10 protein-coding genes and 1 pseudogene are annotated in these 13,767 nt (G+C 50.5%); all 11 read right to left on the bottom strand.

Features of this window, described 5'->3' with window-relative positions; genetic code table 11:
- Window positions 1-66 precede the first annotated feature (66 nt).
- Window positions 67-1,521: a phytoene desaturase family protein gene (locus tag P401_RS0103315; protein ID WP_051656226.1), complete on the bottom strand. Its 1,455-nt coding sequence runs from the start codon at window positions 1,519-1,521 to the stop codon at window positions 67-69.
- Window positions 1,518-3,135 (bottom strand): annotated as a pseudogene (locus P401_RS17485) (alpha/beta hydrolase). The gene P401_RS0103315 and the pseudogene P401_RS17485 overlap by 4 nt, the downstream one beginning before the upstream one ends.
- A 145-nt stretch (window positions 3,136-3,280) precedes the next feature.
- A complete protein-coding gene (locus tag P401_RS0103305) occupies window positions 3,281-4,456 on the bottom strand; it encodes a glycine C-acetyltransferase (RefSeq protein ID WP_029341202.1) in 1,176 nt (391 codons plus the stop codon).
- Entirely contained in the window at window positions 4,456-5,544 is a 1,089-nt protein-coding gene (gene tdh / locus P401_RS0103300) for an L-threonine 3-dehydrogenase (RefSeq protein ID WP_023467708.1), read from the bottom strand. Before tdh ends, P401_RS0103305 begins: the two co-directional genes overlap by 1 nt.
- A 99-nt stretch (window positions 5,545-5,643) precedes the next feature.
- Entirely contained in the window at window positions 5,644-6,510 is an 867-nt protein-coding gene (locus P401_RS0103295; protein WP_023467707.1) for a 2-oxoacid:ferredoxin oxidoreductase subunit beta, read from the bottom strand.
- Window positions 6,497-8,245, bottom strand: a complete 1,749-nt coding sequence (locus P401_RS0103290) for a 2-oxoacid:acceptor oxidoreductase subunit alpha (protein WP_029341201.1) — start codon at window positions 8,243-8,245, stop codon at window positions 6,497-6,499. The genes P401_RS0103295 and P401_RS0103290 overlap by 14 nt, the downstream gene beginning before the upstream one ends.
- A gap of 189 nt (window positions 8,246-8,434) precedes the next feature.
- The gene (locus tag P401_RS0103285; RefSeq protein WP_029341200.1) at window positions 8,435-8,695 is read right to left on the bottom strand and encodes a stage V sporulation protein S; all 261 of its coding nucleotides are present in this window, start codon (window positions 8,693-8,695) and stop codon (window positions 8,435-8,437) included.
- 29 nt (window positions 8,696-8,724) lie between these two features.
- Window positions 8,725-9,519 (bottom strand): TIGR00282 family metallophosphoesterase, encoded by a 795-nt coding sequence (locus tag P401_RS0103280; RefSeq protein WP_029341199.1) that lies wholly within the window; start codon window positions 9,517-9,519, stop codon window positions 8,725-8,727.
- 49 nt (window positions 9,520-9,568) lie between these two features.
- Window positions 9,569-11,131 carry a ribonuclease Y gene (gene rny, locus P401_RS0103275; protein ID WP_029341198.1) on the bottom strand — a complete coding sequence of 521 codons (1,563 nt, stop codon included), beginning with the start codon at window positions 11,129-11,131 and terminating at the stop codon, window positions 9,569-9,571.
- Window positions 11,132-11,324: 193 nt separating this feature from the next.
- Window positions 11,325-12,368 (bottom strand): recombinase RecA, encoded by a 1,044-nt coding sequence (recA, locus tag P401_RS0103270; protein WP_023467702.1) that lies wholly within the window; start codon window positions 12,366-12,368, stop codon window positions 11,325-11,327.
- 111 nt (window positions 12,369-12,479) lie between these two features.
- A complete protein-coding gene (locus P401_RS0103265; RefSeq protein WP_029341197.1) occupies window positions 12,480-13,712 on the bottom strand; it encodes a competence/damage-inducible protein A in 1,233 nt (410 codons plus the stop codon).
- Window positions 13,713-13,767: the final 55 nt, after the last annotated feature.

Below are 13,767 nucleotides of genomic sequence, written 5' to 3'. Positions count from 1 at the left end.
TCATAATCCTCAAATGTGAAAAAAGCGACAGATGCGTCGCTTCTTTCATCATTTTACGACGATTTCTCATAATCTGACATCAAACTGTCGGGCAACATGAATTGCGGACGTCGTGGCACCGATCGTCCCGGCACCTGGAAAGATCGTGTCCCCAATCGCAAAGAAGTGATCGACGCCCGTTCGAAACGGTGCTGCGAACAAGAGACTCGTACTTGGACGTTGCGGATATCCCCCGACTCCGCCATCTGGTCGAAACGTATAGCGGACCCACGCACCGGGTCCACCCGGATGGCGTTCGATCGCCTTTTGACCGAAGCCGGGAAACTGTTGTTCAAGAATAGCTTCGAAGATCGCCGACATCGTCTCGACCTGTTCGTCGTAGCGCTTCCGGTCCGTCTTATCAAACGTACCGATTGGAACATGGCATGACATCGTCAGCGTCCGCTGACCAACTGGTGCACGTAACCGGTCCTCCGGACGGGAGAGGGAGATGAAGGCATGACCTGAAGGTAAGGACGAATCATGAACTTGCCGGAACGCTTCGTCAGACAAAATGATCGACTCCGGAATCGCCGCATAATACGTAAAAGTCGCCCATTGCTGTAGCTTTTCTTGTCGTCGGTACGTTCGTCGTAACGTTCGTCGCATATCCGCGCTGACGACTTCCCGGATACCTTCAAGCGGAACGGCGCAGATGACAGCATCGGCAAGCGTCAAACGTCCTCGCCGATCCTCGATCAAAAAACCATCCGGCGTCTTGCGAATCGACGTGACTTTTCGTCCAAGCAGACAGATTGCCCCGTTCGCCTCAGCTGTTTCTTTCAATTGTTCGGCTAGCCGGTACAAGCCGCCCGGAACATAATAGGCACCGTCATGATAAATCGATAAGGCGACAGCCCCTAATAAAGCAGATGCTTCCTGCCCTGTCTGCATGCTGTCGAGTAAGATCCCGTCGATCACTTGTGCGAACAACGTATCCGCTAATCGATGTTTGCGTAACAGATGACCAATCGTCATCGGAAAATACGGTAAGAGGACAACACTTTTCGCGTGACGGACTAACCGCCTGACGTCTGCTGGATCTTGAAGTGGCAACGCCGGCAGTTCTGCCATCAGTGGACGAATCGCCTCATGAATCTGCTCGATTTCAGCAAAGAAAGCACGAATCGACGATGCCTGCTCCGGAAAATGTGATGTCAATTCGATTAGAAAGGCATCGCGATCCCGATAATAATGAATCGTCCGTCCTTCGATGCGAATCGTCATGACGACGTCGAGTGACTCGACCTGATGCCTGACTCCAAGATGATCGAGCACACGGGCATGAATGCCGCCAGCCTCAAATCCCATCCCAAGGGTCGCTCCAACTGGATATGTCAGATCCCGGCGTGTAAACTTCCCGGCTGACCCTCCCCATTCACGGCTCCCCTCAAGGACGGTGACCGTATGCCCTTCTTGTGCGATCAATGCAGCAGCCGTTAGACCGGCAATTCCTCCGCCGACGATGACGACGTGTTTCATGATGATTCCTCCTCCGTGACCCGGTTTTCTTTAAACAGGAAATTGCGGATTTCGCGGAAGACGGGCTCCCGGCGATGAATCGTGAAATGATCATATTTATACGATTTTGTTTGGATGTTATCCGTATAGTTCTCGAGTGCAAATGAACTCTTCAGCGAAATCAGATTGAAGTCGCCCCCTTTGGCACCAAACGAATAGACGAGTACATCACGTGGCCACGTCTCGAGCCGCTGGGTCAGATTGTTCATCGCTGGAGAACCTTTCGCCAGATCGCGGATCGCGGGACTGTTCGTATTCGTACCGAGCGGTGCAAGCGTCAAGCCGAGTTTCGCGTAATCGGAGCCGGCGATCGGTGAGTCGAGCGTCACGACTTTTCGGACGTGATACGGCATCTCTTCTTGAACCGTGTAGGCGACGACATCAACACCACCCATACTGTGCCCAACGAGCTGGATATCGGCAAAGGTCGCTTTTTGTTTCGCTTCATACGCGGCAATTGCCGCATTCAACCACTTTTGTTGATCGGCAAGGCTTGCCTCATCGTCCGCAAAAAACGATTCGGACAAGCGGGTAGCCGGTCGGTGAGGGGTTGACGCTACAGGTCGCTTTCCCGGAGCGTGTCACGTCACATCGTCCTCCGTCATCGGCCACTTTTTTATTCGTGAAGTTTTGAATCATCGGAACGAACGTCCGCTCCGTCCCAAACAACCCATGGACGAGGAACGTCGGCACGATTTCACTCTTTCCTTGTGTGACAATCTGTCGCGTCGGCGGTGGGGCACTCGACGTATCTTCCGCAAATAGCCACCACGCCCCTCCCCCGACGATCAAACAGACGAGAAGTGAGATACTAATCGTCTTCAGCTGTTGACGACGTAGTTTACGGACACGATGAAAGACCCAGTAGAGGAATAATCCGACACCAATCAATAGTACGATACCGGTAATGATCCAGCCTGTCGGATTCGGTACATAGGCAATCAACTGTAGCTGGTTGGCTTTCGTTCCGTATAATTTCCATGACACATCATGGTAATTCGACCAGTCGATCTTTTCACCATTTTGGAGACCGATCACTTTCGGACCGTGGAGCTTGATCTCGATATCGGCTTGACGGATATACCGATCGGCGAGTTTCTTGACCTGTCCTGTCGGTTGATAGCCTTTGATATTCAAACGATCGATACTGAGATCGATGTTCGTATCAAGTCGATACGTATCAAACCAAAAACCGTCCGATTTTTTCATGTCGAACTTCGTATCGGGTGGAATCAGAATCCCACCGATACCTGTCTTCCATTCGTCCTTGATCGACGTCATATCCTTGAAGTTCGCGAATGTCTTCTGCATCCGGATCCCTTCATAGTCATCCTTCGTCTTGAACGTCTTCGCTGCATAGCCGTTCTTTTCTGCCTGTTTGACATAACTATTCCAATTCGGATTTAGATTCAGTAAACGCGCCACTGGGTGTTCCTTTGCGGCATATGTCGTCTTTAAGGTAACACTCTGATCGGTATGGATCGTCGCATCATATTGGATGCGAATACAACCCCCAAGGAGCAGCGTCAGCATCAAAAATGAGAGCAAAATTCCTTTCTTCTTCGTACTCATCAGGTCACATCCTTTCCTCATCTGTTATTCCCTATCTCGCAAAAGTAAAAACGGTCGACTTTGATTCTTTCGTCATGACGCACTTCAGGCAGTGGGTCATCGACCCACTGCCTGAAAGTATGCGGACCTGGTTCGTCCGTGATCGATATCAACCGATCAAGTTTAATTCACGACCGACTTTTTCGAAAGCTGCAAGCGCCGTCGTCAAGTCTTCGCGTGTATGTTCAGCCGTCACGATCGTCCGGACACGTGCTTTTCCTTTTGCAACCGTCGGGAAGGCGATGCCTTGAGCAAAGACACCTTCTTGACGTAAGCGGTCCGACAACTCGTGGCAACGTGCTTCATCCCCGACGATGACCGGTGTGATTGGCGTCGTCGACGTGCCGATGTCAAATCCGAGATCACGGAGTCCTTGTTTAAAGAATTCCGTGTTTTCCCACAGACGATCAAAGAGTTGCGTTTCTTCTTCCATGACGCGGAGCGCTTCCCGGTTCGCTTCGACGACTGCTGGTGGATGTGATGTCGAGAACAAGAACGGACGTCCTTTATGAATCAGGTAATCTTTGACGTGCTGTTCACATGCGACGTATCCGCCAAGGACGCCGATGGCTTTTGAGAGTGTACCGACTTGCAGAGCAACACGTCCGTCAAGACCGAAGTGATTGACTGTACCGCGTCCCGCTTTCCCAAGCACACCTGATGCATGGGCATCATCGACCATGACGAGTGCGTCATAGCGTTCTGCTAATTCAACGATCTCAGGGAGTGGCGCGATGTTTCCGTCCATCGAGAAGACACCGTCCGTGACGATAAGGCGTGTCCGCGCGTCTTGTGTTTCTTGTAATGCCGCCTCAAGATCCGCCAAGTCGACGTGTTTATAGATCCGGCGTTTCGCTTTCGTCAGACGAATTCCATCGATGATCGAAGCGTGGTTCAACTCATCCGAGATGACGACGTCTTCCGGACCGAGCAGTGCCGATAAGACACCAAGATTCGTGGCGAATCCAGACTGGAAGACGAGTGCCGCTTCCGTATGCTTGAATGTCGCGAGTTCTCGTTCGAATGCTTGGTGCATCTCGAGTGTTCCAGCAATCGTCCGAACTGATCCCGTTCCGGCACCGAACGTGCGCGCTGCTTCCGCTGCTTGTTCAGCGAGACGTGGATGCGCCGCGAGTCCGAGGTAGTTGTTCGACGACAGTTGAATCAATTCCTTACCGTCGATCGTCACGCGGTTATGTTGTGCGCTTTCGAGTGCTACGAGGTTGCGGAACGTGCCCGCCTGTTTCATCTCTTCTAGTTCTGTCCGTAAGTGTTCAAATCCCATTAATTCGTCCCCCTTGGTTGTAATACGACTTTTCCGCATTTCCCTTGACGCATCAATTCAAATCCTTCTTCGAACCGCTCAAGCGGCAATGTGTGTGTGATCAACGGGCGGACATCAACTTTTCCGCTCGACAAGAAAGCAGAAACTTGACTCCATGTCTCATACATCTTCCGACCGGTGATGCCTTGAACCCGGACGCCTTTGAAGACGACGTGGTTCGTCAAATCGATTTCGACCGGTTTGACCGGCAGACTAAGGATATTGACGTCTCCACCTGCTGTCACCATCTCGAACGCTTGACGAATCGCAACAGGATGACCACTCATCTCACAGACGACATCAATCCCGTCGCCGTCCGTCATACGTTCAATTCGCTCTAAGACATCGTCATGACGTGAATCGATGACGACATCCGCCCCCATCGTCCGCGCGAGCTCGAGACGATACGGATTGACGTCGATCGCAACGACTTCCGCCGCACCAGCTGCTTTAGCGACCGAGACCGCCATCAGACCAATCGGACCACAACCGACGATTGCGACCGTTTTGGCACTGACATCACTCGCAAGAACGGTATGGACGGCATTACCCATCGGCTCTTGGATCGAGGCGATCCCTGCTGGCATGTCTTCCGGGTTGACCCAGAGGTTTTCTTCCGGCATGACGACGTATTCCGCAAAACAACCTTGTGTATCGACACCGATGATCTTCGTGTTCTTACAGATATGGTATTGCCCACGTAGACATTGTTTACATTGATGACAGACGATATGCGTCTCAGCCGAGACACGGTCACCGAGTTTCAAGCGTTTCGTGCCTTCTCCGAGCTCAACGACTTCGCCTGAGAACTCATGACCGAAGACATACGGTGGATTGACACGTGAAGCTGCCCACGCGTCCCACTCATAGATATGCACATCCGTCCCACAGATCGATGTTGCCTCGACTCGAATCAAGACTTCTCCACGACTCGGTACGGGTACCGGTACTTCTTTGAGTGCCGCACCGAACCCGCGCTCTTCTTTGACAAGCGCACGCATCGTTTTCGTCGTTGTCGTCTCTTCTACCGTCGTTACTAATTTCGTCATCTTTCCCCGACTCCTTCGCGGAAGTTCGCGTTTATTTATATGTTGCGAGCTCCCAAATGTTTAGCATCCCCAAAAAACCAAACACATCTTTCCTCTATCTTACATGAATTCTGCCGCTAGTTTACCGAATGTTTCTTCGTTCAGCTCAAGATCCGCATACGCAAGACCCGACTCTTGATACCCATCGATTTGTGACTGGTAATCAGGACGTGTCTCATCCTGATAGATCAGTCCCATGACGAGTCCGTCATGTGCATGAACCGTTTGTTTTGCAAGATCTAAGTTTGATGGATCATATCCTTCGATATCAGACAACTTCGTCAAGTTCTGTTTGAACCAATCGTACGTATTGACCTTGTTGAACGTGACACATGGACTGAAGACATTGATGAAGGCAAACCCTTTATGTGCCGTCGCCTGTTCAATCAATTGCGTCAAGCCCTTCAAATCATTCGAGAAGCTTTGGGCAACAAACGTCGCGCCAGCCGTCAAGGCGAGTTCAACGGGTGAAACACTCTTTTCGATCGACCCTTTTGGAGTCGATTTCGTCTTGAATCCAGGTGCAGAAGTAGGTGACGTCTGCCCTTTCGTCAAGCCGTAAATCTGATTGTCCATGACGATATACGTCATGTCGACATTTCGCTTGAACGCATGAATCGTATGTCCCATGCCGATTGCAAATCCATCACCGTCGCCACCAGATGCGATGACCGTCAATTCGCGGTTCGCCATCTTCACACCTTGAGCGATCGGCAAGGACCGTCCATGAACACCGTGGAAGCCATACGTATTGATATAACCGGAAATTCGACCAGAACAGCCAATCCCGGAAATCAATGCCAACTCTTCTGGTTCGAGCCCGACGTTTGCGACAGCACGCTGAATCGCTGCTTGAATCGAGAAGTCTCCGCACCCTGGACACCAGTTTGGTTTGACATCATTTCTAAAATCTTTAAAGGTTGCCATGATATACCCCTCCTACGACCTGCTCGACGACCTCTGCCGGGTAGAACGGATCGCCATTGAATTTCAGGATATGCTCGATCTTCGATGCATGTCCACAGTTCATCTGGATCAGTTTCGCCAGTTGTCCCGTTGCGTTGTACTCGACGACGATGACTCTTTTTGCCCGCTCTAAGTGCGGCGTGACGAGTTCACTTGGGAACGGATGGACTTGACGGATATGCAAGTGATCGACTTTTAATCCTTGTGCTTCGAGTCGTGGCATGATTTCTTCGATCGTTCCACGCGTCGAGTTGAAACCGACGAATAAGATATCCGGTTCTGCATGATGCTCTGTTACGAGAACGGCATCCTGTAAGCGGAACGTGTTCAGCTTACGGAGTCGCTTCGTCATCTGATCGACCCGGTTCTTCGTCGCTTCCGACGGACGCCCTTCCTCATTGTGCTCAACACCCGTTACGTGATGAATCCCGTGCTTGACGCCTGGAATGACGCGTGGGCTGATCCCATCTTCCGTCACTTCGTAGCGTTTGAAGTACGCTTTTCCTTCAAGTTCTGGTAAATCTTCTTGAATCAACTTTCCGCGACGGATCTCAACGCGTGACATATCTGGTGGCTCGACCGATTGTTTTCCGAGCGACAGCATCAAATCCGTCAATAGAATGACCGGACACTGATACTCCTCTGCAATATTGAATGCCTCTGCTGCATCGTAGAACGCTTCCTCAACCGTTGACGGTGCCAAAACGACCTTTGGAATCTCACCATGCGTGCTGTAGATCATCGCCATCAAGTCCGACTGTTCCTGTTTCGTCGGTAGACCTGTTGACGGACCACCCCGTTGTGTATCGACGATCACGAGCGGTGTTTCCGTCATCCCGGATAAACCGATCGCTTCCGCCATTAATGACAATCCTGGACCAGCTGACGCCGTCAAAGCACGGACACCTGCGTAGTTCGCCCCGATCGCCATCGTGACTGCTGCCAGCTCGTCTTCCGTCTGGACGACCGTTCCGCCGAACTGCGGTAATTTCTTGATTAAGTATTCCATGATTTCAGATGATGGTGTGATCGGGTAAGCCGCCATCAGGCGTGCTCCACCAGCAATCGCACCAAGGGCGATCGCATCGTTTCCGATCATGAACATCCGTTGTTTTCCGTCTGCTGGATCTAAGACGAATCGCTCACCATCTCCTGCGAGTGCTTCAAATGCTGCTGCACCTTCACGGATCGCTGCTAAGTTTTTCTCGACCATGTCTGGTCCTTTTCGTCCGAAGATCTGCTCGACGACGGCTTGGAAACGCTCCGGTGCAATCCCGAGAATCGCACTCGATGCACCGATCGCGACCATGTTCTTCATCAAGGCCGTACCGAGATCTGCTGCAATCTCCGTAAATGGAATCGCATACAAGGAAGCGCGTGCTTCGTCTGGATTCGTCGGATTGAATTTCGCATCCGCGATGATGATGGCACCTTGACGCAATTCATGGAAGTTAACATCGATCGTCTCTTGATCGAACGCGACCAAAATATCGAGATCATCGGAAATCGTCCGGACTTCCTGTGTCGCGACACGAATCTTATTGTTCGTGTGCCCTCCCTTGATACGTGACGAAAAGTGACGGTAGCCGTACAGGTAATAGCCGAGTCGATTCAAGGCAATTGCAAAGATTTCGCCTGTTGATTCGATCCCTTCTCCCTGCTGACCGCCAACTTTCCATGATAACTGATTATACATCGACGTTCGCTCCTTCTCTGTCCCCTGAAATGATAGTTCTCTCTATCCTCCCTCATGATACCGATTTACCGGAAGTAGTACAATGCTCCCTCGGTGGAAAGGTGAGAAAATTTCGCAGGCGCAGCAAAAAGACCATCTACTCCAGTCGAGTAAATGGTCTACTTGCAAATAGGACCTATGTCCAATTCGTCATCGTGGTTCAACGATGAGTTTGATGGCGGTTCTCTCTTCTCCATCAATCAAAATGTCTGTGAAGGCTGGGATACAAATCAAGTCGATGCCAGAAGGAGCCACGAATCCACGTGCGATGGCGACGGCTTTGACAGACTGATTGAGCGCTCCCGCACCAATGGCCTGAATCTCGACGGAACCTCTCTCTCGAATGACACCCGCGAGTGCACCTGCTACCGCGTTTGGATTCGACTTAGCTGATACTTTCAGGACGTCCATGCGTGTACCTCCCCATCCAGAAATGGCAATCAGTCGAAGAATACTGACTGATCCGTCAGATGAATCCGTTCAATCTTCGTTGCTTTTTTTGTTGTGTCATCGATATGAATCAAGACTCCATTAAGTTGTTCCCGTCCTTCGGCAACTTCAAACCGTGTTGGGAGCTGTGTCTTGAATTTTCGTAGGACATCTTCCTGACGCATCCCAAGCACACCGTTTAGTGGACCTGTCATCCCGACATCCGTGATGTAAGCCGTTCCTCCGTCAAGGACACGCTCATCTGCTGTCTGGACGTGCGTATGTGTGCCGACGACAGCTTGAACTCGACCGTCGAGGTGATAGCCCATCGCGATTTTCTCACTTGTTGCTTCCGCGTGGACATCAACGAAGATGGCATCGACTTTTCCTTCGACTTCCGCAAGCAGTGCATCGACGGTACGGAACGGGTCACCGAGTGGTGGTAAGAAGACCGTTCCTTGGACGTTGATGACGGCAATCTTTTTATTACCTGCCTTGACGATCATCATTCCACGACCTGGTGTGCCTTCCGGATAGTTCGCCGGACGGACGATTCGATCCGCGTCGTCGATCCAGTCAAAGATGTCGCGGTTATCAAACGTGTGATTCCCCATCGTGATTCCGTGGAATCCGAGTTCTAGGAATTGATGATAGATTGACTTCGTGATACCGCGTCCGTGTGCTGCGTTTTCGCCGTTGACGAGCATGACGTTCGGGTTGTACTTCGCTTTCAAGCGTGCTGTGAATTGTTGTAGGATATGTCGACCAGGTGCACCGACGACATCTCCGATGAATAAAATCTTCATTGCTGTTCCTCCGTTCATTAAAAAAAGTGGCGGTCGCCCGCCACTCCACTTATTTCGCGTATTCGACTGCTCGTGTTTCCCGAATGACCGTGACTTTGATGTGTCCCGGATAATCGAGTTCTTCTTCGATTTTTTTCCGGATGTCACTCGCCATCTTGTGAGCCAGTACATCATCGACGACGTCAGGTCGAACGATGATACGAACTTCACGACCCGCTTGGATCGCAAATGATTTTTCGACACCGTCGAACGATTCCGAGATTTCCTCGAGGCGTTCGAGACGGCGAATATAACTTTCGAGTGTCTCTTGACGTGCACCCGGACGAGCAGCAGATAATGCATCTGCGGCTGCGACCAAGACGGAAATGACAGATGTCGCTTCCGTATCCCCGTGGTGGGATGCGATCGCGTTGATGACGGTTGGATGCTCTTTGTACTTCGTACCGAGCTCGACACCGATCTCAACGTGACTGCCTTCGACTTCGTGGTCGATCGCTTTCCCGATATCATGCAGAAGACCCGCACGCTTCGCAAGCGTGACATCTTCCCCAAGTTCAGCTGCCATCATACCTGCAAGATGGGCAACCTCAAGCGAGTGATACAGGACGTTTTGTCCGTAACTCGTACGGTACTTCAAGCGACCGAGAATTTTGACAAGGTCCGGATGAATGCCGTGGATTCCGACATCATACGTCGCTTCTTCCCCGATTTCTCGAATTCGCTCGTCGACTTCACGACGGGATTTGTCGACCATCTCTTCAATACGGGCCGGGTGAACACGACCATCCTGAACCAATTTCTCGAGCGCCATTTTAGCGACTTCGCGACGAATTGGGTCAAAACCAGACAAAATGACGGCTTCCGGCGTATCATCGATGATCAAGTCGATTCCAGTCAAGGTCTCGAGCGTACGGATGTTGCGGCCTTCCCGTCCGATGATCCGACCTTTCATCTCATCGTTCGGCAAGTTGACGACCGATACAGTCGTCTCTGCGATATGTTCAGCGGCGAACCGTTGAATCGCAAGTGACAAGATGTTACGTGCTTTCTTGTCGGCTTCTTCTTTTGCTTTTTGTTCGATTTCTTTTTGAAGAATGGCTGCGTCATGTAAAGCAGCCTGTTTCGTCTCATCCATGATGATCGTTCTTGCCTCGTCTTGCGATAAATTCGCGACGCGGACAAGCTCTTGACGTCCCTGTTCATACAGGTCCTCTACTTTGCGCTCTAGTTCTTCAGCTTGATGCTTCCGTTTCGCGATCTCTGCATCACGTGTATTGATTTGATCTTCCTTACGGTCGATGGCATCAACACGGCGATCGAGTGTCTCTTCTTTCTGGAGCAACCGGGCTTCTTGTTTCGCTAGCTCTTGGCGACGTTCACGCAATTCTTTTTCCACTTCGTTACGAAGTTTGAATGCTTCATCTTTCGCTTCGAGTACTGCTTCTTTTTTCGTTGCCTCAGCCGATTCGCGCGCACGTTCGACGATTTTATTCGCTTCCGTTTCTGCGCCTTGAATCTTCGCTTCTGCAATCGATTTCCGCAAGAAGTAGCCTACGATGAATGCGATCAGCAAAGTGAGGAGAAGTATGACAATCCAAGTCAGTGTACTCATGGGTTCACCTCCCCTTTGCAAGGTGTTTCTTAGTTCATTTCGGTATTTCATCGAAGCTGCCTAAAAAACGTACATCTATATTGTAAGGATAGCACTCGTTCATTGTCAACGAACGGACGGGAAAGAATTCCACTGTTTTCCTCTTTTACACTAAAAAAGAGAGGATTCGCATGCGAATCCTCTCTGAAACGGTTTATTCAGCAAATAGATCTTCTGGTTGTTCTGCTTCGAAATCAACCGGCTCTTCGCGATCGACGAGACCGTGGTGTTCACGAATCAAACGTTCGACCTCTGCTGCTACTTCCGGATGCTCGACCATATATTGTTTCGCGTTCTCACGCCCTTGACCGAGACGTTCAGAGTTGTACGAGTACCATGCACCACTCTTTTGAACGATATCAAGATCCGTTCCGATATCGATCAACTCACCGACCTTCGAAATTCCGAGACCATACATGATGTCGACTTCCGCTTGTTTGAACGGAGGTGCAATCTTGTTTTTGACGACCTTAATCTTTGTTTTGTTACCGACGACGTCCGTACCGTTTTTCAACGCTTCCGCACGACGTACTTCTAAACGAACAGACGAGTAGAATTTAAGTGCACGACCACCTGGAGTTGTTTCCGGGTTACCGAACATGACACCGATTTTTTCACGGATTTGGTTGATGAAGATGACAATCGTCTTCGATTTATTCGTTGCACCAGACAATTTACGAAGCGCTTGGCTCATCAAACGTGCTTGAAGACCAACGTGTGAGTCACCCATCTCGCCTTCGATCTCTGCTTTTGGTACGAGTGCCGCAACAGAGTCGACGACAAGAATATCGACCGCACCAGAACGAACGAGTGCTTCCGCGATTTCAAGCGCTTGTTCCCCAGTGTCCGGTTGTGACAAGAGGAGCTCATCGATGTTGACACCGAGTTTATTTGCATATGCTGGATCAAGCGCATGCTCCGCATCGATGAATGCGGCTTGTCCACCTTGTTTTTGAACTTCTGCGATTGCATGAAGCGCTACCGTCGTTTTACCTGACGATTCAGGTCCGTATACTTCGATGACCCGTCCACGTGGGTATCCACCTGCACCTAGGGCAATATCTAATGTAATCGATCCAGAAGAGATTACTGATACCTTCTGATCCGCATTTTCTCCGAGTTTCATGATAGAACCTTTACCGAACTGTTTCTCTATCTGGCGTAACGCCATCTCAAGTGCTGCTTTACGATCACTCACGTAGCAGGCCTCCTTTTAATTATCTTACTGAGATTATTGTACTTCTTTTGAGACCGAATGACAAGCATTTTACGAACATTTATTCGCATACTTGCACTTTGACCATTTTTCTCACTCTGGTGCTTTTTCGAGATGTTTCAGTAGAAGGAAATAGGTATCCTTGACGGCGCGCAGGCGAATCATGCCTCGATCGAACGATGGATATTGCCATTCGACAATCCGTGTTCCATGTTCGTCCGCAATAGCACAATAGACCGTTCCGACCGTTTTTCCGCTGTTGCTCGTCGGACCTGCTTCCCCCGTCAAGGCAACAGCGATGTCCGATTGATAAAGGCTTCGTGCTCCTTCTGCCATCGCGATCGCCACCTCTTTACTGACTGCCGTATGTTCTTTTAAAAGCTCTTCTGGTACCGACAGTACGGCTTGCTTCGCTGCGTCATCATAAACGACGGCGCTCCCACGCAATACTTGACTCGCACCGCTGAAATCAACGAGACCACTTGCGGCGGCTCCTCCCGTCAGTGATTCGGCGAGCGAAAGTGTCAATCCTGCTTCTTGATACCGTTTTAGGACGACTTCCGGCAGACTCGTCTCCCCATATCCATAAAAGTACATGCCGACTTCAGCAAGGACGTGTTGTTCGAGTTCATCGAGCATACGATCGGCTTCCTGTTGATCGAGTGCTTTAGCCGTCAGGCGTAACCGGACTTCAGCGAGCTCCGCATACGGTGCGACCGATGGATTCTTCGCCTCCTTGATCAACGTTTCCAGACGGTCATTTAAAGCTGATTCCCCGATTCCGAAGAATCGTAACGTCCGAGAACGGATCGTTTCTTGACCGAACAGATGACTGAAGTGATCTTTGAGGATTTGCTTCATCTCGCGTGGCACACCAGGTAAGACGATATATTGGTGGTGTTCCGTCTGAACCGACATACCGGGTGCAAGTCCTGCATCATTACGTAAAACCGTCGCTCCTTCGATGACGAGAGCTTGTTTTCGTTCATTGATCGTCATTTCCCGTTGACGTGTCTTTAAGAACCCTTCGATTCGCTCGTACGCCGCTTGATCGAGAACGAGATCACGTCCGAGGAGATTAGCGAGCACTTCTTTCGTCAAATCGTCTTCCGTCGGTCCGAGACCACCTGTGATGACAAGGAGTTCTGCCCGTTGTTGTGCCTGACGGAATGTCTCTTGCATCCGCTCATGATTGTCACCGACGACTGTATGATAATGAACGTCAATTCCGGCACTCGCTAACCATTCGGAAAGGTACTGTGCATTCGTGTTCGCGATTTCTCCAAGGAGGAGTTCGCTTCCGACTGCGATGATTTCTGCTTTCATGTTGATTCCTCACCTTCTTGAAGTATAAGAAAAGACTGTTCGGTATGACGAACAG

Origin of the sequence: Exiguobacterium acetylicum DSM 20416 (assembly GCF_000702605.1) — a bacterium.
In the GTDB taxonomy this organism is placed as follows: Bacteria; Bacillota; Bacilli; order Exiguobacteriales; family Exiguobacteriaceae; genus Exiguobacterium_A; species Exiguobacterium_A acetylicum.
This window is presented reverse-complemented; position numbering and strand designations above follow the sequence as displayed.

Excerpts from the sequence above, each read along its gene's own strand:
- P401_RS0103315 (WP_051656226.1), bottom strand. The coding sequence starts at position 1,521 with ATGAAACACGTCGTCATCGTCGGCGGAGGAATTGCCGGTCTAACGGCT.
- P401_RS0103305 (WP_029341202.1), bottom strand. The coding sequence starts at position 4,456 with ATGGGATTTGAACACTTACGGACAGAACTAGAAGAGATGAAACAGGCG.
- tdh (WP_023467708.1), bottom strand. The coding sequence starts at position 5,544 with ATGACGAAATTAGTAACGACGGTAGAAGAGACGACAACGACGAAAACG.
- P401_RS0103295 (WP_023467707.1), bottom strand. The coding sequence starts at position 6,510 with ATGGCAACCTTTAAAGATTTTAGAAATGATGTCAAACCAAACTGGTGT.
- P401_RS0103290 (WP_029341201.1), bottom strand. The coding sequence starts at position 8,245 with ATGTATAATCAGTTATCATGGAAAGTTGGCGGTCAGCAGGGAGAAGGG.
- P401_RS0103285 (WP_029341200.1), bottom strand. The coding sequence starts at position 8,695 with ATGGACGTCCTGAAAGTATCAGCTAAGTCGAATCCAAACGCGGTAGCA.
- P401_RS0103280 (WP_029341199.1), bottom strand. The coding sequence starts at position 9,519 with ATGAAGATTTTATTCATCGGAGATGTCGTCGGTGCACCTGGTCGACAT.
- rny (WP_029341198.1), bottom strand. The coding sequence starts at position 11,131 with ATGAGTACACTGACTTGGATTGTCATACTTCTCCTCACTTTGCTGATC.
- P401_RS0103265 (WP_029341197.1), bottom strand. The coding sequence starts at position 13,712 with ATGAAAGCAGAAATCATCGCAGTCGGAAGCGAACTCCTCCTTGGAGAA.